Source organism: Kitasatospora sp. NPDC036934 (genome assembly GCF_055608425.1).
The window spans coordinates 89,206-110,171 of the sequence record NZ_JBVJQR010000017.1 but is presented as its reverse complement, the minus strand read 5'-3'; the positions used below and the strand labels follow the sequence as shown (position 1 = coordinate 110,171).

Genomic DNA, 20,966 nt, shown 5'->3' with positions numbered 1-20,966 from the left:
TCTGACGTTGCATCAGCTGACAACTGATGCCTCGTCTCCCCGATGTGACGGAGCATCAGTCGACTTGACGGATCGTCAGGTGAAGTCGTCGATAGTGATCCACGCCACAGCGAATGCTGCTCCCTTCGGGTGGCGGGCCCGGCGTTTCGGCCTCGCGCCGGTCCGCCACGCCGACGGATCGGCTCGGCGGAAGCGCTCCGGCGGTTCGCCGAGGAGTCGAGGGTGCGGCCGCGCGCCCTACGCGGCGCGCGGGGTGATCCGGGGCGGTGTCCAGTCGGCGTGCTTCAGGACGGTCCGGACCATCGCGCCCGGCGGGGTGAGCCGGATCGCCGCGTTGCGCAGGCCGACCGCGAGCGGGTTGGCGAGCTGCTGCCCCATCCGGCCGGCCCGGCGGGCGTCGCGGGCCACCGTCTGGCTGCGCGGCCGGCGGACGGCGTCGTAGCGGGCGAGCGCGCCCTCCACCGTCGGGCCGCCGGCGACCGCCGCCGCGAGGGTCACCGCGTCCTCCAGGGCCTGGCAGGCGCCCTGGCCCAGGTGGGGCGTCATGGCGTGCGCCGCGTCGCCGAGCAGGGCGATCCGGCCCGAGACGTACGAGGGCAGCGGGGTGGCCAGCTCGTTGACGTCGTGGTGCAGCACCGCCGCCGGGTCGGTCGCCGCCAGCAGCGCCGGGATCGGGTCGTGCCAGCGGGTGAAGCGGCGGCGGACTTCGGCGAGCGGATCCCGGTAGCGCACCCCGGCGGGCGCGTTGAGCACCGCGTGCCACTCGGCCCGGCCGTCCGGGAAGGCGATCTGGCCGAACTCGGCGCCGCGGCCCCAGGTCAGCTCGAAGTCGGCGGTCAGCCCGTCGACCGGGCGCGCGGTGATCGCCCGCAGCACCGTCGAGCCGCTGTACACCGCCCCGGGGTGGGCGGGGAAGAGGCGGCGCCGGATCCGGCTGTGGATGCCGTCGGCCGCCACCACCAGCTCGGCCTCCAGGATGCGGTCGCCGTGGCGCACCCGGACCTTGGCGGGGTCGGTGGTGTCGAGGTCGGTCACCTCCGCACCGATCACCAGGGACTCGGCGGGCAGCGCCTCCCGCAGGATCCGGTGCAGGTCGGCCCGGGGGATCCCGACGATCGGCGCCCCCAACTCCCGCTCCAGCGCCTCGCCGTCCATCAGGGCCAGTCGGCGGCCGTCCGGGGTGCGGGTCCCGCCGGTGTACTGCCGCCGGGACGCCGCCTCGATCGGCTCGGCCACCCCGAGCGCGGCGAGCGCCCGCATCCCGTTGGCGGCCAGCGAGATCCCGGCCCCGGCGTCGTCCAGGACGGCCGCCCGCTCGATCACCGCCACCTCCCACCCGGCCAACCGGAGCCCGATCGCGGCCGCCAACCCACCGATGCCGCCCCCGACCACCACCGCGCTGTTGCCGCCCATGCCGGTCCCTCCGCTGTCTCCGCGTTGCCTTCTACAGCTGTAGAAGGAGCGTACTACGCGCCGATCGGTCCGCCCGGCCGGGGCCCGGCCCCGCCCAGACCCTGTCCGGGGGCGGGTGGGGCTGGTTTTGGGTGGCTGGGGGTGACGGCCGGTAGAAAGGGGGGATGCGGCGAGAGCGGGAGCAGGGTGGCACGGGCGGGGTGGCGAAGCCGGAGCGGCGGACGGTGTTGGCGGATGCGGCGATCGCGGTGCTGGCGGACGCCGGGGTGCGGGGGCTGACGCACCGGGCGGTGGATGCGGCGGCCGGCCTGCCGGTCGGAACCACCTCGGCGTACCTGCGGACCAGGCAGGCGCTGCTGACCGCGCTGGTGCGGCGGCTGGTGGAGCTGGACCAGGCGGAGCTGCAGGGGCTGGGAGAGCGGGTGGAGATCCGCTCGGTGGACGAACTGGTCGAGAACATCCGGGAGTTGATCCGGCAGCGGGTGACCGGCGAGGGGCGTCGGCGCTCCTTGGCGCGGTACGCCTGCGCGGTGGAGAGCGTGCGGGATCCCGAGCTGCGGGAGATCCTCGTGCCGCGCGAGAACGCGGGCCGGGCCGCCGTCCGGGCCTTCCTCGCCGATCGGGGGGTCGCCGACCCGGACGGGCGGACAGCCACGCTGCTGGCCTGCATCGACGGGCTGGTCTTCGACCGCCTGGTGGGCGGCGGCGAGACCGCCGCTGACGAACTCCAGGGTCTGGTGGCGGCCGCCCTCCGCGGCGCGGCGCGCGACTGACCAAGGCTGTTCCTGCGGATTCACCGGCGGTCGATCCCACTCGTCCGTGACGGGTTTCAGGCCTGCTCCGGCGCCAGTTCGGCGGCGTAGCCGGCCAGCAGGATGCGGAGGGTGCGCCGGAAGCGCCGCTCGGGGTCGAGGCCCTCGCCGGTGGTGAAGGCCTGGGCGAGGTGGGGGTAGGTGGCCGGGTCCAGGGCGGAGAACTGTTCGGGCTGGGGTTCGGTGCCTTCGTGGTGGGGGGTTTCGCCGGCCTCGCTGAGGGTGTGGCCGAGGGTCCACATCACCACCGAGTTGAGGACGTCCAGGGCGTCGGCCAGGGGGACGCCGTCCTCGCGGAGCACGGTGACGCCGCGTTCCAGCAGCGCGAGTGCGGCGGGGGTGGCGGCCGGGCGGGTGGCGAGGACGGTGAGCATGGCCGGGTGGTCCAGCAGCATCCGGCGCAGGGCGACGGCGAAGTCGTGGACCACCTCCGTCCACGGGCCGTCAGGTTGGGCGAAGAGGTCGCCGGCGGAGAGTTCCAGCAGCCGTTCGACCATCCCGTCGAGCAGGGCGGCCTTGCTGGGGACGTAGTGGTAGAGCGTCATGCCCTCGCAGCCGAGTGCCGCGCCGAGCTTGCGGTTGGAGAGTGCGGCGAGGCCCTGTTCGTCGACGAAATCGAGGGCGGCGTCGATGATCTTCTCCCGGGTCAGGCCCGTCCTGGGGCGGGCGCGTCGGTCCGGCATCTGCTCCTCCTGGCTCCCGGGGTGGCCGGCCGAGGTGCTCCCGATCGGTCCTTGACAACTCTTGCAGTGCAAGAAAACAATAGCCGACGTCAACTTCTTGCGGTGCAAGAAAACGGATGGGGGAGAACGGCGTGCAGCTCGTCGCGGTGATGGTGCGCAAGCTCAACGAGGGTGTGGAGTACGGGGAGTTCCGCAAGGGCTGGATCCCGGACGAGGTGTTCCCGGACGACCCGCGGACCAGGGTGATCACCGCCACCGCGCTGGAGGACTCCCGGGAGGTCCTCACCATCGCCCTGATCGAGGGCGACCACGGGCCGGAGTCCATGGCGGAGTGGATGGAGCGTCTTGGTCCGGTGGAGGAGCGCCGCTTCGAGCGGATCAAGGACCTGGTGGGCCCGCCCTCGCTGAACGCGGTCTACCAGGTCGTCGCCGAGGACGACCTGTCGCGACCGATCGCCGAGTAGCGGCCGACCGCCGAGTGGCGCCGAGCCACCGAGCCCCCGGGTCACCGAGCCCCGAGCCCCCGAGCCGCGGGTGACGCCGGACCGCCGGACCGGGGGCGGCCCCGGAAACCCGCGGCCCGGCCGATCGGCACGGGTGAGTCACCATCAGGTCAATCAACCGTCAAGTCCGTTCATTCACAGAATGTTCCGTGCGGAAATGACGGGAACTCCGGAAGAATTGCGCCGCCATGAGGTCTTCACACGGAGATCTCCGACTGACAGGCTGGGGCCGCCCTTTTCAGTACGGAGGAGGTTCCTTGTCCCGCATAACCACGTTGGCCGGAGCGGTCACCTGCGCGCTCGTCCTTGTCGCCGGAAGCGCCGTGGCCGCGTCGGCCGCGCCGTTCGACCAGGCCCCGGGTGCGGCGGCCGCCGAGGCGAAGGTCGACCCCGTCGACTGGAAGCCCTGCAATCCCGATCCGAGCAAGCCGGATCCGGGCGGCTTCGACTGCGCCGTCTACCCCGTGCCGCTCGACTACGACGACCCGGCGGGCGAGAAGGTCGGCATCGCCATGATGCGGCACCGCGCGAGTGACCCGTCGAAGCGGATCGGCTCGCTGTTCCTCAACCCGGGCGGCCCGGGCGGCAGCGGCTACCTGTGGGCGACCACCACCCGCTTCGGCGACGAGGTGCGGGCCAAGTTCGACCTGGTCGGCTTCGACCCGCGCGGGGTGGCCCGGAGCAACCCGCTGAAGTGCTTCAAGACCCAGGAGGACGCCGACGCGGTCAACAACCGCATGGTGGGCGTGCCGGTCACCAAGGCCGAGATCGCCGAGACCCTGGACGCCGACCAGGACTACACCGACGCCTGCAGTAAGAACGCCGGCCCGCTGATCGAGCACATGTCGACCATCAACGTGGTGCGCGACCTGGACCGGATGCGCCGCGCCGTCGGCGACTCCCAGCTCACCTTCGCCGGGTTCTCGTACGGCACCCTGATCGGTTCGACGTACGCCGCGATGTACCCGAACAAGGTGCGCGCGGTCATCGTGGACGGCAACGTCGACCCCAACCTGCGCCTGCACAACGGCCTGGAGTACGACCGGCAGCGGGCGGGCGGCTTCGAGATCGCCCTGGACGAGTTCCTGAAGCGCTGCCAGGCCGCCGGTGCCCCGCGCTGCGCGTTCGGCGACGGCGACACCCGGGCGAAGTTCGACGAGCTCCGCGATCACCTGCGGACCAGCCCGATCACCCTGTCGAACGGCTCCCAGGTGACGCTGAGCAGCTTCACCAGCGAGGTGGCCAGCGCCCTGTACTCGCAGGCCAAGCTGGCTCCGCTGGCGAAGTCGCTGCAGGCCACCTACCAGGTGCTGCGGAAGCCGGCCGCGACCGCCCCGCTGGCGCCGAAGGCGAACGAGTCGGACGAGGCGGCCAACGAGCTCACGGTGAACGTCCCGCGGGCGCTGCGCGAGGCCCCGGCCGACTCCGAGTACACCGCCGACGACTCGTACATGGGCGTCAACTGCCAGGACAAGCCGTACCCGTCGGACGACCGGGTCTTCCCCAACGTTGCCAAGGCGTGGGAGAAGGAGTCGCCGACCTTCGGCCGCTACCAGGCCTTCGACGCCCCGGCGTGCGCGAGCTGGCCGGCCCCGGCCCGGGACGCCGAGCGCTTCAGCGGTCCGTGGAACAAGAAGACCTCCAACACCGTGATGGTGATCGGCAACCTCTACGACCCGGCCACCCAGTACAAGTTCGCCCAGCGGATGCAGCAGGAGCTGGGCAACGCGGTGCTGGTCAGCGTGGACGCCATCGAGCACTGCGCGGTCGGTCGCAGCAAGGCGCTGAACACGCTGGTGACCCGCTACCTGGTGGACGGCACCGCGCCGCAGCCGGGCCAGCTGCTCAAGCCGGACGCCGAGATCTTCCCGGCAGTCTGAGGGGACTCGCCCGGGACGACCGGCCGTTGAGGCCGGGGCCGTGGTGGCCGACGGATGCCGTCGCCCACCACGGTCGTGTTCCGGCGGCGGCACGTCCGTCAGGACTTCCCGGAATCCGGCGGGAATGGCGGCGGAAGGTCGTCATCGAACCTCTTCCAGTCCGCCGGTGGGGGAATTCGCCGCAGCCGCGGTGGGGGCATCGGCCAGGGACCGCTCCGGGCGGGCGGATTCCTCTCGGTGAGGCAAAGGGCCTGATGTCCTGTCGCGGCCTTCAGCCGGGTGAATTCACGCCGCGGGGCGGGGAAGCCGCCGAAGCGGCGCCCCGGCCCGGCACCGGGCCGGGGCGCCGCGGGCGGGCGCGCGGCAGCCTTCAGGCCGCCTGCTCCGCCTCCTCGACGATCCGGCCGTCGTGGAGCTCGATCACCCGGTCGGCGAGCCCCATCAGCGTCGGGTCGTGGGTGGCGACCAGGACGGTGACGCCCTCGCTGCGGACCACCGCGCGCAGCAGCTCCATGATCGAGCGGCCGGTCTCCGAGTCCAGCTGGCCGGTGGGCTCGTCAGCGATGATCAGACCGGGCTCGTTGGCCAGCGCGCGGGCGATCGCGACGCGCTGCTGCTGGCCGCCGGAGAGTTCGCCGGGCCGCTGGCCGGCGTGGTCGGCGAGGCCGACCAGGGCGAGCAGGGTGTGGGCGCGCTCCTCGCGCTCGGCCGGCGGGACCTTGCGCAGCCGCATCGGCACGCCGACGTTCTCGGCGGCGGTGAGCATCGGGATCAGCCCGAAGGACTGGAAGACGAAGCCGATCCGCTCCCGGCGCAGGGCCAGGCGGCCGTCCTCGTCCAGTCCGCCGAGGTCGATGCCGTCCAGCCTGATGCTGCCGCCGGTCGGCGCGTCCAGACCGCCGACCAGGTTGAGCAGGGTGGTCTTGCCGGAGCCGGAACGGCCCTTGAGCGCGGCGAGTTCACCGCGTTCGATGGAGAAGTCGATGCCGCGCAGGGCGTGGACGGTCCGCTCGCCGGTGCCGAAGCTGCGCCGGAGGCCGGTCACCTCCACCATCGGGCCGGTGGTCGTCGGGCCGGTCGTCGGGGTGGTGTCGGCGGCCTGGTGTCGTGTCATGCGGCGTCCCCCTGCGGGCGATTGGGCCCGGTTCTCTCCGGGCCAACGGATGTGGTGGCCATTTCGGTTCAGCATCCCGGGCGGAGAATTCGTAACGGAGGAGTTCCCTGGTCAAAAGGGGTGCGCGGAAGCCCGAGTTGTGAAGTGTGCATGGCATTTCAATGGCTTGTCCCCGGTGGGGTGATGGCCAATACAAGGAATTTGCTCATTGCTTACTTGATTCGCGCAAGTCCCTTCCGTTCCCGGATCGAATCTGACAGCATCGTCCGCTATCCGGCGATCGAATGCCGGGGATCACTGCGCCGGTGTGCCCGTGGGGTGTTCGTCCGTGGCCGAGATGTGCCCGGATCGGATCGACAGGTGCCGGGATGCGACCGGGGATGCAACCGGGGGAGGAACTTGATGCTCGGCTTCGTCGTGCGCAGGCTGCGCGGGCGACTGCCGCTGGCTGCTGCCGTCCTGCTGACGGTGCTGATCACCACGGCGGTGCTGACCGCCCTGGTGACCTTCAACAGCGGGGTCGGCCAGGCCGGCCTGAGGCAGGCGCTCCAGGGGCCGGGTCATGCCCGGACCACCGTGGTGGTGACCGCCGAACACGGCCTCGACCAGCGGCAGAAGGACGAGGAGGCGCTTGCCTCCTACCGGCAGAGGCTCTTCGGTGACCTGCCCGTACGCACCGACAGTCTGCTCCGCAGCCGCTCCTACGGCCTGCCGGGCGGTGACGCCCCGGCGGGCGCCTCGACGAACGGCGCCCCGGACGGCGAGTCGGCGGGTGGTCAATCCGGTTCCGGCAAGGCCGACTTGACGGTGCTGGCCGACCTCGACCGGTCCCGGGTGAGCCTGGTCGCCGGTGCCTGGCCGGGCGCCGCCACCGGTCCGGTCCGCTCCGCCGCCCCGCAGGTCGCCGTCCCGCAGGCCATGCTGACCCGGCTCGGCCTGACCGCCGAGGCGCTGCCCGCGGACGTCCGGCTCGCCGACCGGTTCGACGGCTCGCCGCTGACCGTCCGGGTCACCGGCAGCTACCGGGTCGTCGACCCGTTCGCCCCCTACTGGCGGATCGACCCGGTCGGCGGCCACGAGATCCAGATCGGCGGGTTCACCACCTACGGCCCGATGATGGTCGACCAGAGCGCCTTCACCGCGGGCGGCCTGCCGCAGAGCAGCCGCGGCTGGCTGCTCGACGCCGACTTCGCGGGCGTCGACCAGAGCACGGCCGAGGCCATCGGTGCCCGGGCCCAGGGCCTGGGCGCCGACCTGCGGAAGACCTCCAGCCTCACCGCCAGCACCGAAGTCCCCGATCTGGTGAGCGAGTTGTCGGCCAGCCTGCTGGTCGCCCGGTCCACCCTGCTGATCGGCGCCCTGCAACTCGCGGTGCTGGCCACGGCGGCCCTGCTGCTGGTGGTCCGACTGATCTCGACCCGCCAGGAGCGGGAGAACGAACTGCTCGCCGCCCGCGGCGCCTCCGGTACCCGGCTCGGTGGCTTCACCGCGCTGGAGTCGGTGCTGCTCGCCCTCCCGGCCGCCGTGTTCGCGCCGCTGCTCACACCGTTCCTGGTCCGCGTCCTGGCCGGCCTCGGCCGCTCCCATCAGGTCACCCTGGACACCCAACTGCGCTGGACGCTCTGGCCGGTGGCCGTGCTCTGTGCTCTCGGCTGCATCGTGCTGGCCACCGTGCCCAGCCTACTGCGCGGCGCCGGCGCCGCCCTGCGCCGGCGAGCCGGCCGCCGCCAGGCGGTGGTCTCCGGCATCGCCCGCAACGGCGGGGACCTCGCGGTGCTCGCCCTGGCCGCGCTCGCCTACCAGCAACTCGACCAGTACGGCGGCGGACTGTCCACCGACTCCTCCGGCCGGCTCGGCGTCGACCTGCTGCTGGTCGCCACCCCCACCCTGGCCCTGTGCGCGGGAACCCTGGTGGTGCTGCGGCTGCTGCCGCTGGTCGCCCGGCTGGGTGCCCGGGTCGCCGCCCGGGGCAGCGGCCTCGGCCCGGCCATGGTCGGCTGGCAACTGGCCCGTCAGCCCGCCCGGGCCACCGGGCCGGTACTGCTGCTGGTCATGGCCGTCGCCACCGGGGTGCTCGCGTTCGGCCAGCACGCCACCTGGACCGCCTCCCAGGACGACCAGGCCGCCTTCGACACGGCCGGCGGCCTGCGGATCTCCGCCTCGCACGGCTCGCTGATGGGCCAGGGCGGCCGCTACGGCGACCTGCCCGGCGGCGACCGGCTGGTCCCGGTGGACCGCGAGGACCAAGCGCTGCCGAACGGCAACGCCCAGGTGCTCGCGGTGGACACCGCCGCCTTCGCCGACCGCGTCCCGGTCCGCGCGGACCTGCTCGACGGCGCCGACCGGTCGAAGCTGTTCGGCGGGCTGGCCCAGCCGGCGCCGACCGGCGCGAAGGCCGGTGTGCCGCTGCCCGGCCGCCCGCTGCGGATCGACGTCGACCTGACCGTCCGGCAGGAGTTCAACACCACGCCCCCGGCCCCCGGCCTGCCTCCGGTGACCCCCACCCCGCCGGAGCTGACCCTCCTGCTGCGGGACCGCTTCGGTTACGTCCACAAGGTCCTGGTCACCGGTCTGCCGACCGGCGGCGAGCAGCACGCCTCGGCCCCGCTGAGCCCGCTGGTCGACGCCCCGATCGGCTCCGTCGCCGCACCGCTGAGCCTGGTCGGCGCGACGGTCACCTTCAGCGACCGGGCCGGGGGCGAGCTGACCGTCCGCCGGCTGGCCGTCTCGGACACCGCCGACGGGCCCGCGACCGACGTCCCGGTGCCGGCCGGACTCTCCTGGACGGGCGGGGTGCTCGACGGGCCGCGGCTCAAGCCCGGTGAGCCGCCGCTCGCCACCGCACGCCCCGAACCGGCCGACGCCGGGCGGCTGTTCGCCGTCGACTACCGTCCCGGGAAGGGCGTCGGCGGCACCGTGCGGGCCGTCCTCGGCATCGCCGGAGCGGACGCTCCGGCCGTGCTGAGCGGGGTCGCCACCCAGGACTACCTGAAGCTCGTCGGCGCCCGCGTCGGTGACGTCCTCCGGGTGCCGTTCGCCGCGACGATCCTCCAGGTCAAGGTCACCGGGGAGGTCCAGGCCGTACCGGCGACCGGGCGCACGGCGCTGGTCATCGACCTGGCGACCACCGCTCGGGTGCTGACCGCTCAGGGCCGGTCCCTGCCCAGCCGCGCCGAGTGGTGGCTGCCCGCCACCGGGCCGGGCGACCGGGTCCCGGCCCAGGCCGCCGCCGCCGTGCGGGCCACCCCCGGCTCCCAGAGCGTACAGCTCCACGACGAGGTCCTGGAGGGAATGCTCAGCGACCCGGTGGGCGCCGCCCCGCAGAACGCGCTACTGGCCATCGCGCTGGTCACCGCCGTGCTCGCCGCGATCGGCTTCGTCGCCGCCGTGGCCGGCTCCGCCCACGAGCGCGCCCGGGACTCCGCGCTGCTGCTCGCCCTGGGTGCACCGCGCAAGCAGGTGTCCCGCACCGTCGCGGCCGAACAGGCCCTGCTGGTCGGACTCGGCGGGGTGGTCGGGCTCGTCCTCGGCACCCTGCTCGTCCACCTGATCGTCCCGTTCGTGGTGCTGACGCCCGCCGCCCGCCGGCCGATGCCCGAGGCCCTGATCGAGCTGCCGGTCGGCCAGGCCCTGCTGTTCGCGGCCGCGATCGCGGTCGCCCCGCTGCTGTCGGCCTTCCTCATCGGACGCCGCCGTCGAGACGTGGCCAGCCGGCTGCGCCACGTGGAGGAGATGTGACCACCCAGGCCGGCACCGCCGTGCCCACCCCGGAGACCGCCCACCGTCCCGCGCGGTGGGTCCGCACCAGACTGCGGGCGAACCCGTCGGCCGCCCTGCTGATGGCGGCCCTCGCCTTCGTCACCGTCTTCCTGGCGGCGGCCTTCCCCCGCGTCACGGACCGGGGCGCGGACACGGCGCTCCAGGACTTCGTCCGTAAGGCGGGTCTCAGCCAGAGCAGCCTGCAGACCACCTCCAAGACGCTGGACGACGACTACGCCGCCGAACTCGACCGGGGGCAGCGGCAGATCGCCGAGATGGTCGGCCAGCAGCTGACACTGGCCCCGGCGGGCCAGGCCTACGGTGCCCGGGCCCTGGGCGAGCGCGGGATGGGGAACCCGGAGTACGTCCGGTTCGCCGAGAAGCACACCGATCCGACCCTGAGCCTGCTCTACCTGCACGACCTGGCCGCCAGGGCCACCCTGACCGACGGCACCTGGCCGACCCCCGGCGTCGTCGGCGGGCCGCTGCCGGTCGTGATCAGCAAGAAGGCCGCCGAGTCCATCCACATCAAGCTCGGTGACGCCATCGACAACGGCGTCGAGGGTTCGGGCAAGATGCGGACCACCGTGGTGGTCGGCCTCTACCAGGTCAACGACCCGCTGGACCCGTTCTGGGACGACCTCGGCTGCCCGGCCCGGGCCTGCCTGCGGACCGAGCCCGGGCACGAGCACTGGGCGACCACTGGATTCGTCGACGGCGCCAGCCTGCCCGCGATGGCCCGATGGGGGTCCAACGCCGAGAACTTCTGGCGGACGCCCGTCGACATCTCCTCGTTGCACGCCGACGGGCTCGACCACACCCGCAACGTCCTCAGCTCCTTCCTGACCGGGCGCGACGCCACCGCCATGGCCGGTGCCACCGGGCGCGTCGACCTGCACACCTCCTCGGGCCTTCCCGAACTCCTCAGGCGGGCGGACGACCGCTACCAGGCCTCGCTGCCGCTCAGCACGATCGGCCCGGCGGGCGTCGCGGGCGTCGCCACCGTGGTGCTCTTCCTGGCCGCCGCGCTCACCACCGACCGGCGCACCGCCGAGATCCGGCTACTCCGGGCCCGCGGCGGCTCCCGCACCGGGGTGCTGGGACGGCTGCTCGGCGAGGGCGCCGTCACCGTCCTGCCCGCCGCCGTGCTCGGCACGGTCCTCGCCCTGGTGCTGCTGCCCACCGCCCGGTGGGACCGCTCGGTGCTGGCGGCCCTGGCCGCGACCCTGATCGCGCTGCTGGCCTTCCCGGTCCGCGCCGCCCTGCTGTGGTCGCGCCGCAGGCCGGCCGCCAGCCGGCGCCGACTGGTCGGCGAACTCGCCGTCCTGGCGGTCACCGTCGCGGCCGTCGCCGAGGTCCGCCGCCGGGGCGTCGGCACCGGCGGCGGGCTGGACCCGCTGCTGGTCGCCGCTCCACTGCTGCTCGCCGTCACCGGCGGACTGCTGCTGGCCCGGACCGAGCCGGTGGTGGTCGGATGGCTGGCCGCCCTCGCCGGGCGCGGCCGGGGCCTGATCGGCTTCCTCGGCCTGGCCCGCGCCGCCCGCGACACCTCGGGCCGGCGTCGGCCCTCCGTACTGCCGCTGCTCGCCCTGCTGATCGCCGTCACCACGACCGGCTTCGGCGCCAACGTGCTCGACACCGTCGACCACGTCCGGACCCGCGCCGCGCGCGTCGTGACGGGCGGGGACATCAGCGTGTCCCTGCCGGACTACGGCACCCTGTCCGAGTCGTTCGTCAAGGCCGCCGACGCGCTGCCCGGCGTCCGGGCCTCGACCGGCGCCTGGGTCGAACCCAAAGCCCGTTTCGTCGGCGCCGACCAGGACTTCACCGAGGCCTACCTGGTGGTGGTCGAGCCGACGGCGTACGCGGAGATCGCCCGGACGGTCGGCGTCGGCGAGTTCGACCCGGCGAAGCTGGCCGGGACCCCCGGCGGCCGGGACACCCCGGTGCCCGCCCTGTTCAGCCGGGACCTGGCCAAGCGCCTGGCCGGCGGCCCGGCCGGGGTGCGCACGCCCAACGGCAACGAGCTGCGCACCACCGTGGCCGGGATCGTCTCCGCCACTCCCGCCCTGCCCGACCCGGGGAAGCCGTTCGTCGTCGTCCCGTCCGGCCCCGCCTGGGAGCGCCTGCCGGACGTCGCGCGGGCGAACAAGTGGTTCGCCGTCGGCGACGTCGACCCCGAGCAGGTCAGGTCGGCGCTGCGGACCAACGGCGGTGCCCAGCTGACGGGCATCGCCAAGCTGGTCGGGGAGAGTGCCGCGGAGGCCGGCAAGGCCACCCACGGCCTGCCCGCCGGATACTCGGTGCACAGCAGCCGGGAGACCGCCGCCGCGCTCGGCGACGACCCGCTGCAGCACGCGGCCGAGCGGCTGTTCTGGTACGCGGCCGCCGCCGGAGCGGGATACGCCCTGCTCGCGGTGCTGCTGACGCTGTTCCGGGCCGCGCCCGACCGCACGGCCGTGCTCGCCCGGCTGCGCACCATGGGCCTGCGGCCCCGGCAGGGACTGGCGCTGATCATCACCGAGGCGCTGCCGCAGACCCTGGCGGCGGCGGTCGGCGGCGGCCTGGTCGCGGTGGCGGCGGTCGCCCTGCTGGGCGGCGCCTTCGACATCTCGACGCTGGTCGGGGCCAAGGTCGGGGACGTCATCACTCCTGCGCTGCTGCCGGTGCTGCTGCCCACGGCGGGCCTGGCCCTGCTGGTCGGCCTCGGGGTGGTGCTGGAGACGCTGGTCGCCGGCCGGCGCCAGATCGCCACCGAGCTGCGGGCGGGGGAGCAGTCGTGACAGCGAGACCAGCGGCACGGGCCGCGACAGCGCAGAACACCGGGGTCGGCCGGCCGGCCCGCAAGAGCCGGGTCGGCCGGACCGTTCGGACCAGCCAGACAGCCCAGACCGTCGAGACAGGAGAGCAGCCGTGAAGAGCACCCCCCAGGAGCGGCCGGCCGTCGAGGCCCCCAGCCTGCAGGAGCTCCGGCAGCGGGCCCTGGCCGCCGCCTCGCCCAAGGCGTACGGAGCGGGCGCGGCCATCGTCTGCGACCGGCTGGTGCGGATCTTCAGCGCCGAGGGGATCGAGGTCCAGGCGCTGCAGGGCCTGGAACTGACCATCCAGCAGGGCGACCTGGTCGCCCTGGTCGGCGCCTCCGGCAGCGGCAAGTCCACCCTGCTGACCATCCTCGCCGGGCTGGACGTGCCGACCGCCGGCACCGCCACCGTCGCGGGCTGCGACCTGCTGGAGATGTCCGCCAAGGAGCGGCTGCGCTACCGGCGCGAGGTGGTGGGCTTCATCTGGCAGCAGACCGCCCGCAACCTGCTGCCGTTCCTGACCGCCGCCGAGAACATCGCCCTGCCCATGCAGCTGCGTGGCCGCCGCGGCGGGGCGCTCGCTGCGAAGCAGCAGGGGGCCCGGGTGGCCGAGCTGATGGAGGCGCTGGAGATCGGAGAGCTCGCCCACCGGCGCCCCAACGAGCTCTCCGGCGGCCAGCAGCAGCGGGTCGCGATCGCGGTGGCGATGGCCAACGACCCGCCGGTGCTGCTCGCCGACGAGCCGACCGGTGAACTGGACTCCGAGACCGCGGGGGTGATCTTCGAGTCCTTCCGCACCGTCAACCGGGAACTGGGCACCACCGTGGTGATCGTCACCCACGACCCGATGGTCGCGGGCGAGGTCCGCCGGACGGTGGCGATCCGCGACGGCCGGACCAGCAGCGAGGTGCTGCGCCGCACCGTGACGGACGAGCACGGCGAGGAGTCGGTGAACGAGCGCGAGTACGTGATGCTGGACCGCACCGGGCGGGTGCAGCTGCCGGTCAAGTTCCTGGAGGCGCTCGGCATGGAGCACCGGGTGGCGGTCGACCTCGCGGCCGACCACATCGAGGTCCGCCCGGGCGACCTCGCCGGGAGCTGAGGTCCGCTCAGCCGTCGCCGCCCATCCGCTGGAAGAGGCCGCTGCCCTCGGCGTCCTTCCGGAGGTCGGGCGGCGCGGCGCCGTCGGCGCGCTCGCCTCGGGAGGCGGCGGTGCAGAGGGCGAAGACGAGCAGGGCACTGGCCGCCGCGGCGAGGATGCCCAGTGCGGTCAGGACGCGTAGCCAGGTCAAGGGAGTGCCTCCTGGGGACGGTGCGAGGGAGCGCCGCCGGGGTGTATCGGCAGCTCGGCCCGCACGGTCGAGTGCCCACGCTTGGTTCTTCCCGCCGACTGCGGTGCGACAGGTGGTCTGCGCGGGCGCTCGAAGCATCGAAGGGGCGTGTCACACCCACTCGCGCGCCCCCGCGGCGGTGCCGGTCCGTCCGGTGCTTTCCTCGACCAGGGCGCGCAGCGCCGACAGGTCGGGCTTGCCGAGCCCGTTCAGCGGGATCGCGGGAAGCACCAGCACGGTGTCCGGGGCGCACCGGGCGTCCGCGTGCTCGCGCGCCCAGCGGCGCAGTTGCTCCGGCGTCACCGGGGCGTGCGGCCGGACGGCCACGGCGGCGTGGACGCGCTCCAGGCGGTCCGGGTCGGTGGTCGCGAACATCACCGCCTCGCGGACGTCCGGGTGGGTCCGTAGCGACTCCTCGACCTCCCGGGGGAACACATTGTGCCCCTCGACGATCGCCATCTGGTCCCGCCGACCGGCGACCGTCAGATAGCCCGCCGTGTCCAGGCTGCCCAGGTCACCGGTGTGCAGCCAGCCGTCCCGCAGCACCCGTGCGGTCGCCTCCGGATCCCGCCAGTAACCGGCCATCACGGTCGGGGTGCGGACGCAGATCTCCCCGCTCCGCCCCGGCGGCAGCGCCGTGCCCTCCTCGTCCAGGATCCGCACCTCGGTGTCCTCGAACGGGCGCCCGGCGGTGGTCAGTCGTCGGGGGTCCAGGTGCTCGTCCGGACTCAGCCGGGACACCGGCCCGCACTCCGTCAGGCTGTACGTCTGGTGCAGCACCCGGCCCAGCCGCCGGGTCGCCTCCGCCAGCCGGCGCGGCGAGGGCGGGCAGCCGGTGTAGCCGATCCGACGCAGACTGCCGGTGTCCGTCGAGGCCAGCAGCGGGTGGTCCAGCAGCCGGTAGAGCAGGTGCGGCGGGAGGTACACCCGGGACACCCGGTGCCGCTCGATCGCCGCCAGCACCTCCTCGGCGACGAACCCCTCCTGCAGCACCACGGTGCCGCCCGCCGCCAGGGCGAGGTCGGCGGTGGTGCCGCCGCCGTGGCACAGCGGGGTGCAGAGCAGGAAGCACGCACCCGACAGCAGCGCGGGCCGGGCGGGCCGGGCGAAGCGGCGCAGCACGCCCTTCGGCCGGCCTGTGGTGCCGCCGGTGAACCGGAGGGCCATCACGTCCTCGGGGCGGTAGCGCGGCTCCAGCGGGGCGGGGGAGCATTCCGCGGCCGCCTCCGACAGGTCGGTGCCCAGGGTGCTCGGGCCGAGCTCCGGCCCGAGGGCGAGGACGCCCGCGGCGGGGAGCGCCCGGGCCACGGCCGCGGCCGCGACGGAGTGGCGCAGCGGATCGAAGACCAGCGCCGTGGTCTCCGCGAACCCGGCCAGCGCCACCAGATCGGCCACCGGGACGTCCGGGTACGGCATCGCCACCCGGCAGCCCAGCAGATTGGCGGCCAGCCGCACCAGCAGCGCCCCGGGGGTGTTCCCGGCGAGCACGGTGACGCCGTCCCCGCGCCCCAGCCCGGCCCGGTCCAGCGCGCGGGCCGTCCGGTACGCCGAATCCAGGCACTCCTGGGCGGTCAGCGCCACCCCGCCGTGGTGCAGGGCCGTTCGCCCCGGATCCCGGGCCAGCCCGTGCAGCACCAGCTCGGTGTACGTCCGACCAGCCTCTGCCATGCTCACCCTTCCCACGACTGACGGGCCGTCAGCCTAGGGCCTGGCCGGCGGCACGCACGGAATCCGCCTCGCGGACCGCCGGTGCGGGCGCGGGCGACGGCCTTGTTAGGGTCGGTCGGTCGGTCGGTGACGGGGGAGCGGTGGGCGGCGAGGTGGAGGCGGCGGTCGTGGCGCCGCGCGGGGTGCTGGACCTGCGGGGCGAGGCCGGGGCGGGGCTGGTGGTGGCCTACCCGGCCGGTGCCGTGGTGGTGGTGTCGGGCCTGCCGGGGGCCGGCAAGAGCACCCTGCTGCGGCGCTGGGCGGCGACGGGCGGAGCCGTGGCGACGGTGGATCCCCGGACCGTGCACGAGGCCTGCGAGGCGGTGATGCCCGCGCGCCTCCCGTACGCGGTCTACCGGCCCTGGGCGCGGTTGGAGCACTTCCGGCTGCTGCGCGCCTCGGTGCGGCGCGGCGGCCCGCTGCTGGTGCACGACTGCGGCAGCCGCGCCTGGATGCGCCGCTGGCTCGCTCGGGAGGCCGGCCGGCAGGGCCGGGAACTGCACCTGGTGCTGCTCGACGTCGGCGCCGCCACCGCCCTCGACGGCCAGCGGGCCCGTGGACGGCGGGCCTCCGCCCGGGTGTTCGCGCGTCATCGTCGGGGCCTGGGGCGGTTGTCGGCGGCGTTCACCCGGTACGCGCGCTGCGGCGGGCCGGTGCCGACGCCGGAGGCGGCGTCGGTGCTGCTGCTCGACGCCGTCTCCCGGGCGCGGGCGGAGGCGGTCACGTTCCGGACGGCTCGTTGAGCTCGGCCGCGGGCCGGGTGTCGCGCCTCGGTTCCGGCGGATCGGCGGATGCCCCCGGTGCGGCGGGGCACAGCACGGCATGATGGCACGGACCCGGAGGGATACGTGGAGCGGATGGTGCGGATCGAGACCCCACGGCTGGTGCTGCGGCGCTGGCGGGAGAGCGATGTGCCGGTGATGGCCCAGGTGCACGGCGACCCGGAGGTGATGCGCTGGATCGGCGAGGGGAGGGCCCTCACCCCGGAGGAGAGCCGCCGGGCCGTCGAGCGGTTCGAGAACACCTGGGAGACCGAGGGCTTCGGCCTGTTCGCGGTGGAACTGCGCGACACCGGTGAACTCGCCGGGTTCACCGGCCTGGCCGTGCCGTACTTCCTGCCGGAGGTACTGCCCGCCGTCGAGATCGGCTGGCGGCTCGGCCGGGCGTACTGGGGCCGGGGCATCGCCACCGAGGCGGCGTGGGCGGCACTGCGGTTCGGCTTCGAGACCGCGGAGTTGGACCGGGTGGTCAGCATCGCCCAGATCGGCAACACGGCCTCCGAGCGCGTGATGGCCAAGCTCGGCCTGCGGCCCGAGCGCGAGACCACCCGCCCGGACAGCGGCACCCCCCTGCGCGTCCACGAACTGACCCGCGCCGACTACCTCGCCCGCCCCCGGCGGGCGCACGAGGAGGGCGGCACGCCGTAACCGTTCCCCGGGGCGGCGGGCGCGCTGCGAGACTGGGGTGAACAGCGTCCGACACGGAGAGAGGTCACACCCCGCATGTCCAGCAGCGCCGCCGTCGACAACCCGTGGTTCCGCCGGTTCAACCCCTCGGACTCCGCTCCCGCCCGGATCGTGATCTTCCCGCACGCGGGCGGCTCGGCCAGCTACTACCTGGGGTACGCCAACGCGCTCGCCCCGTACGCGGACGTGCTGGCGGTGCAGTACCCGGGCCGGCAGAACCGCTTCGCGGAGCCGACGATCCCCTCGGTGCCGGAACTCGCCGAACAGCTCTACCGGGAGCTGCGCGCGTGGATGGACCGTCCGGTCCTGTTCTTCGGGCACAGCATGGGCGCGGCCGTCGCCTTCGAGGTCGCCCGCCGCTTCACCCGGGACGGACTGGCCGGGCCCGAGCGGCTGTTCGTGTCCGCGGGTCGCGCGCCCTCGCTGCCGCGGGACAGTTCGGTGCACACGCTCTCCGACGACGGCATGCTGCGGGAGATCGTCCGGCTCGGCGGGACGGACGAGCGGATCCTGGACGTGCCCGCCCTGCGCGAGCTGGTCATCCCGGCGCTGCGGGCCGACTACACCGCCATCGAGACCTACCGGGCCGAGCCGGACGCCGTCGTCCCCCAGCCGATCACCGGTCTGGTGGGGGAGAGCGACGGCAACGCCACGTCCGAGCAGGTCGCCCAGTGGGAGCGGCACACCAGCGGCGGGTTCAGCCTGCGGACGTTCCCGGGCGGGCACTTCTACCTGGCGGAACAACTCGACGCGGTGGTGAGGCTGTTGGCCGCGCACCTGCGCGGCTGAGGCCCTCGGGCCGCTCGGGCAAGCGGGTCAGGTGGTGTAGTCGGCGTTGAGCTTGACGTACTCCTCGGTGAGGTCGCAGCCGTAGACGGTGAACGCGCCGTCGGCGATGCCCAGGTCGATCCCGATGACCACGGCCTCGCCGCCCAGGTAGGCGCGGGCCCGCTCCAGCAGGGCGGCGTCCGGGTCCTCGGGGTACATCGGGAGGTCGCCGAACGCGATCCGGACGGCGGTCGGCTCGATGTCGGTGTCGTCCTGGAGCTTGCCGACGGCCATGGTGACCCGCCCCCAGTTCGGGTCGGCGCCGTGCACGGCCGCCTTGACCAGCGGGGAGTTGACCACGCTCTTGCCGACCCGCTTGGCCTGGGCCGCGTCGCGCGCCCCGGTGACCCGCACCTCGATCAGCTTGGACGCCCCTTCGCCGTCCGAGGCGATCTCGCGCACCAGGTGCAGGGCGCACTCGTACAGCGCCCGTTCGAAGGCCGCCGGGTCGACCGGTCCGGCCAGTCCGTTGGCGAAGACCGCGGCGGTGTCGCTGGTGGAGGTGTCGGTGTCGATGCTCAGCGCGTTGAAAGTGCGGTCCATCACCCGGCGGAACAGGGCGTCGAGTTCGGCGCCGGGGAGGTCCGCATCGGTGAAGAAGAAGGTCAGCAGGGTCGCCATGTTCGGCTCGATCATGCCGACGCCCTTGGCGATGCCGACGAGCACGGCGTCCCCGCAGCGCGCGTGGACGTACTTGGGCCGGGTGTCCGTGGTCATGATCGCGCGGGCCGCCGCCGGGTAGTCGGCCTCGGGGAAGGGCCAGGTCAGGGCGGAGAGCCCGGCGCGGATCCGGTCCATCGGGTACGGGCGCCCGATCACGCCGGTGGAGCCGATGACGAGTTCCTCCGGGGCGATACCGACCACCTCGGCGACCCGGCGGCGCACCTCGGCGGCGTTCTCCGCCCCGGTGCGCCCGGTGGCGACGTTGGCGTTGCGGGACAGCACGACCATCCCGCGGCTGCGCCGGAGCCCGGCCGCCTCGCGGCTGAGCAGGACGCTGGGGCCGGCGAACCGCGAGCGGGTGAAGACCGCCGCGGACCGGCAGGGGACTTCGGAGACGACGGCGGCGAAGTCGTCCTCGACGTCCTTGAGGCCCATGTTCGTCGTGATGGCCCGGAAGCCGCGGGGTGTCACCGGTTGCATGGTCGATCGACCCTCTCGGAGTGGTGGAGTGACGGGATTGCTGGATAGATTTGCAGAGGAACGGATACCTTGGCAATCAGTTTTGGTCAACGGACAGGCTGAATCAGGTGTTTCACTCTCCGCCACTGCATGAATATGCGGGAAGTGGGGTGGCGCGGCGGGCGATCGGTCCGGCCCGACCCCTGCCCGCGGCCCGGGCGCTCGGCTACTGTGCGAGCTGCACGCACCGTGTTCGAAGAGACGACAGACCGTCAGCAGACCACCGGGAGGCTGCCGTATGAGCCCGATCGCCGTCGTCGGAGCGGGCCAGGCCGGCCTGCAGCTCGCGCTCGGGCTGGTGGACGACGGGTACGAGGTGACGCTGGTCGCCGAGCGCACCCCGGAGCAGGTCCGGGCCGGGCGGGTGCTGTCCACCCAGGCGATGTTCGGCCCGGCACTGCGGATCGAGGCGGCGGCCGGGCTGGACCACTGGGCGGGCGAGGCCCCGGCGGTGGACTCGGTGGACGCGGCGCTCGTCGCGCCGCCCGGCACCCGGGCCCTGGAGTTCACCATGACCCTGGACGAGCCCGCCCGGTCGGTGGACCAGCGGATCAAGCTCGCCCACTGGCTGGAGCTGCTCGCCGAACGCGGCGGCCGGATCGAGTACCGCTCGCTGGACCGGGCCGGGCTGCACGGGCTGGCCCGGCGGCACCGGCTCACCGTGGTCGCGACCGGGCGCGGCGAACTGGCCGGGATCTTCGAACGCGACGCCGCGCGCTCGCCGTTCGACCGGCCGCAGCGCGCGCTGTCCTGCCTGTACGCGCACGGCGTCGGCTCGCCGGACCCGGCCGCCGGGCCCAGGGCCCGGATGTACGCCCTGCCCGGCCTGGGCGAGCTGTACCTCCAGCCCGCCCTGACCCGCTCCGGCCCCTGCGACATCCTGCTCTGGGAGGCGCTGCCCGGCGGACCGCTGGACGTGTTCGGCGACGGCCCCGCGCCCGACGTCCAACTCGACCGGATCCGGGCGCTGTTGGCCGCGTACCTGCCCTGGGAGGCGGAGCTCTGGCAGGCCGCCGAGCCGACCGACGCCGGGGCCGGGCTGTGGGGCGCGGTGACCCCGGTGGTCCGCCGCCCGGTGGCCGAACTCGGCTCCGGCGTCGACGCGGTGCACGTGCTGGGCCTGGGTGACGCGGTGGTGGTCAACGACCCGATCACCGGGCAGGGCGCCAATGGCGCCGCCCGCGCGGCGGAGGCGTACCGGCGGGCGATCCGCGAGCACGGCGACGCGCCGTTCACCGCGGACTGGATGTGCCGGACCGCTGAGCGCTTCTGGCAGCGACACGCCCGCCACAGCGTCGAGTTCACCGCCGCGATGCTGACCATGCCGGACCACCTGCAGGGGGTCTTCGCGGCCGCCGCCGAGCACCCGGAGGTCGCCCGGCGGCTGGCCAACACCTACGCCGAGCCGAGCGACCACGCCGCCTGGCTGGCCACGCCCGAACTGACCGCCGGGTACCTGTCGACGCTCGGCGGCTGACCGCCGGCCG

Annotated in this window: 16 protein-coding genes; 10 read left to right on the top strand and 6 right to left on the bottom strand. The window is 74.1% G+C overall.

Features of this window, described 5'->3' with window-relative positions; translation table 11 throughout:
* Window positions 1-237 precede the first annotated feature (237 nt).
* Window positions 238-1,413, bottom strand: a complete 1,176-nt coding sequence (locus ACZ7BZ_RS25635) for an FAD-dependent monooxygenase (protein ID WP_470360329.1) — start codon at window positions 1,411-1,413, stop codon at window positions 238-240.
* A gap of 164 nt (window positions 1,414-1,577) precedes the next feature.
* On the opposite strand from ACZ7BZ_RS25635, the gene ACZ7BZ_RS25630 reads away from it, so the two are divergent.
* Window positions 1,578-2,186: a TetR/AcrR family transcriptional regulator gene (locus ACZ7BZ_RS25630; protein WP_470360328.1), complete on the top strand. Its 609-nt coding sequence runs from the start codon at window positions 1,578-1,580 to the stop codon at window positions 2,184-2,186.
* A gap of 56 nt (window positions 2,187-2,242) precedes the next feature.
* On the opposite strand, the gene ACZ7BZ_RS25625 is transcribed toward ACZ7BZ_RS25630, so the two are convergent.
* Window positions 2,243-2,908: a TetR/AcrR family transcriptional regulator C-terminal domain-containing protein gene (locus ACZ7BZ_RS25625; protein WP_470360327.1), complete on the bottom strand. Its 666-nt coding sequence runs from the start codon at window positions 2,906-2,908 to the stop codon at window positions 2,243-2,245.
* A gap of 131 nt (window positions 2,909-3,039) precedes the next feature.
* Between ACZ7BZ_RS25625 and ACZ7BZ_RS25620 the strand changes: the two genes are divergently transcribed.
* On the top strand, window positions 3,040-3,372 hold the full coding sequence (locus ACZ7BZ_RS25620) for a hypothetical protein (RefSeq protein WP_470360326.1): 333 nt from the start codon (window positions 3,040-3,042) through the stop codon (window positions 3,370-3,372).
* 296 nt (window positions 3,373-3,668) lie between these two features.
* Entirely contained in the window at window positions 3,669-5,291 is a 1,623-nt protein-coding gene (locus ACZ7BZ_RS25615; RefSeq protein WP_470360325.1) for an alpha/beta hydrolase, read from the top strand.
* Window positions 5,292-5,661: 370 nt separating this feature from the next.
* On the opposite strand, the gene ACZ7BZ_RS25610 is transcribed toward ACZ7BZ_RS25615, so the two are convergent.
* Window positions 5,662-6,405, bottom strand: a complete 744-nt coding sequence (locus ACZ7BZ_RS25610; protein ID WP_380523486.1) for an ABC transporter ATP-binding protein — start codon at window positions 6,403-6,405, stop codon at window positions 5,662-5,664.
* Window positions 6,406-6,807: 402 nt separating this feature from the next.
* On the opposite strand from ACZ7BZ_RS25610, the gene ACZ7BZ_RS25605 reads away from it, so the two are divergent.
* From ACZ7BZ_RS25605 to ACZ7BZ_RS25595, 3 genes are all read left to right on the top strand, one after another.
* Window positions 6,808-10,143 (top strand): FtsX-like permease family protein, encoded by a 3,336-nt coding sequence (locus tag ACZ7BZ_RS25605; RefSeq protein ID WP_470360324.1) that lies wholly within the window; start codon window positions 6,808-6,810, stop codon window positions 10,141-10,143.
* Window positions 10,140-12,947: a hypothetical protein gene (locus tag ACZ7BZ_RS25600; protein WP_470360323.1), complete on the top strand. Its 2,808-nt coding sequence runs from the start codon at window positions 10,140-10,142 to the stop codon at window positions 12,945-12,947. The genes ACZ7BZ_RS25605 and ACZ7BZ_RS25600 overlap by 4 nt, the downstream gene beginning before the upstream one ends.
* A gap of 130 nt (window positions 12,948-13,077) precedes the next feature.
* Entirely contained in the window at window positions 13,078-14,067 is a 990-nt protein-coding gene (locus tag ACZ7BZ_RS25595; RefSeq protein ID WP_380458124.1) for an ABC transporter ATP-binding protein, read from the top strand.
* 7 nt (window positions 14,068-14,074) lie between these two features.
* On the opposite strand, the gene ACZ7BZ_RS25590 is transcribed toward ACZ7BZ_RS25595, so the two are convergent.
* On the bottom strand, window positions 14,075-14,257 hold the full coding sequence (locus ACZ7BZ_RS25590; RefSeq protein WP_380458126.1) for a hypothetical protein: 183 nt from the start codon (window positions 14,255-14,257) through the stop codon (window positions 14,075-14,077).
* Between the two features lie 150 nt (window positions 14,258-14,407).
* Window positions 14,408-15,964 carry an AMP-binding protein gene (locus tag ACZ7BZ_RS25585; protein WP_470360322.1) on the bottom strand — a complete coding sequence of 519 codons (1,557 nt, stop codon included), beginning with the start codon at window positions 15,962-15,964 and terminating at the stop codon, window positions 14,408-14,410.
* Window positions 15,965-16,104: 140 nt separating this feature from the next.
* Here ACZ7BZ_RS25585 and ACZ7BZ_RS25580 point away from each other — a divergent pair, with 140 nt between their 5' ends.
* The 3 genes from ACZ7BZ_RS25580 (at window position 16,105) to ACZ7BZ_RS25570 (ending at window position 18,258) form a co-directional block, all read left to right on the top strand.
* Window positions 16,105-16,746 (top strand): AAA family ATPase, encoded by a 642-nt coding sequence (locus ACZ7BZ_RS25580; protein ID WP_380458132.1) that lies wholly within the window; start codon window positions 16,105-16,107, stop codon window positions 16,744-16,746.
* Window positions 16,747-16,860: 114 nt separating this feature from the next.
* A complete protein-coding gene (locus tag ACZ7BZ_RS25575; RefSeq protein WP_470360394.1) occupies window positions 16,861-17,430 on the top strand; it encodes a GNAT family N-acetyltransferase in 570 nt (189 codons plus the stop codon).
* Between the two features lie 75 nt (window positions 17,431-17,505).
* On the top strand, window positions 17,506-18,258 hold the full coding sequence (locus ACZ7BZ_RS25570) for a thioesterase II family protein (RefSeq protein ID WP_470360321.1): 753 nt from the start codon (window positions 17,506-17,508) through the stop codon (window positions 18,256-18,258).
* A gap of 27 nt (window positions 18,259-18,285) precedes the next feature.
* Here ACZ7BZ_RS25570 and argJ read toward each other — a convergent pair whose 3' ends face one another.
* Window positions 18,286-19,440, bottom strand: a complete 1,155-nt coding sequence (gene argJ / locus ACZ7BZ_RS25565) for a bifunctional glutamate N-acetyltransferase/amino-acid acetyltransferase ArgJ (protein ID WP_470360320.1) — start codon at window positions 19,438-19,440, stop codon at window positions 18,286-18,288.
* A gap of 277 nt (window positions 19,441-19,717) precedes the next feature.
* Between argJ and ACZ7BZ_RS25560 the strand changes: the two genes are divergently transcribed.
* Complete coding sequence (locus ACZ7BZ_RS25560) at window positions 19,718-20,956, top strand: styrene monooxygenase/indole monooxygenase family protein (protein ID WP_470360319.1); 1,239 nt, start codon at window positions 19,718-19,720, stop codon at window positions 20,954-20,956.
* Window positions 20,957-20,966: the final 10 nt, after the last annotated feature.

Excerpts from the sequence above, each read along its gene's own strand:
- ACZ7BZ_RS25635 (WP_470360329.1), bottom strand. The coding sequence starts at position 1,413 with ATGGGCGGCAACAGCGCGGTGGTGGTCGGGGGCGGCATCGGTGGGTTG.
- ACZ7BZ_RS25630 (WP_470360328.1), top strand. The coding sequence starts at position 1,578 with ATGCGGCGAGAGCGGGAGCAGGGTGGCACGGGCGGGGTGGCGAAGCCG.
- ACZ7BZ_RS25625 (WP_470360327.1), bottom strand. The coding sequence starts at position 2,908 with ATGCCGGACCGACGCGCCCGCCCCAGGACGGGCCTGACCCGGGAGAAG.
- ACZ7BZ_RS25610 (WP_380523486.1), bottom strand. The coding sequence starts at position 6,405 with ATGACACGACACCAGGCCGCCGACACCACCCCGACGACCGGCCCGACG.
- ACZ7BZ_RS25605 (WP_470360324.1), top strand. The coding sequence starts at position 6,808 with ATGCTCGGCTTCGTCGTGCGCAGGCTGCGCGGGCGACTGCCGCTGGCT.
- ACZ7BZ_RS25585 (WP_470360322.1), bottom strand. The coding sequence starts at position 15,964 with ATGGCAGAGGCTGGTCGGACGTACACCGAGCTGGTGCTGCACGGGCTG.
- ACZ7BZ_RS25575 (WP_470360394.1), top strand. The coding sequence starts at position 16,861 with ATGGTGCGGATCGAGACCCCACGGCTGGTGCTGCGGCGCTGGCGGGAG.
- ACZ7BZ_RS25570 (WP_470360321.1), top strand. The coding sequence starts at position 17,506 with ATGTCCAGCAGCGCCGCCGTCGACAACCCGTGGTTCCGCCGGTTCAAC.
- argJ (WP_470360320.1), bottom strand. The coding sequence starts at position 19,440 with ATGCAACCGGTGACACCCCGCGGCTTCCGGGCCATCACGACGAACATG.
- ACZ7BZ_RS25560 (WP_470360319.1), top strand. The coding sequence starts at position 19,718 with ATGAGCCCGATCGCCGTCGTCGGAGCGGGCCAGGCCGGCCTGCAGCTC.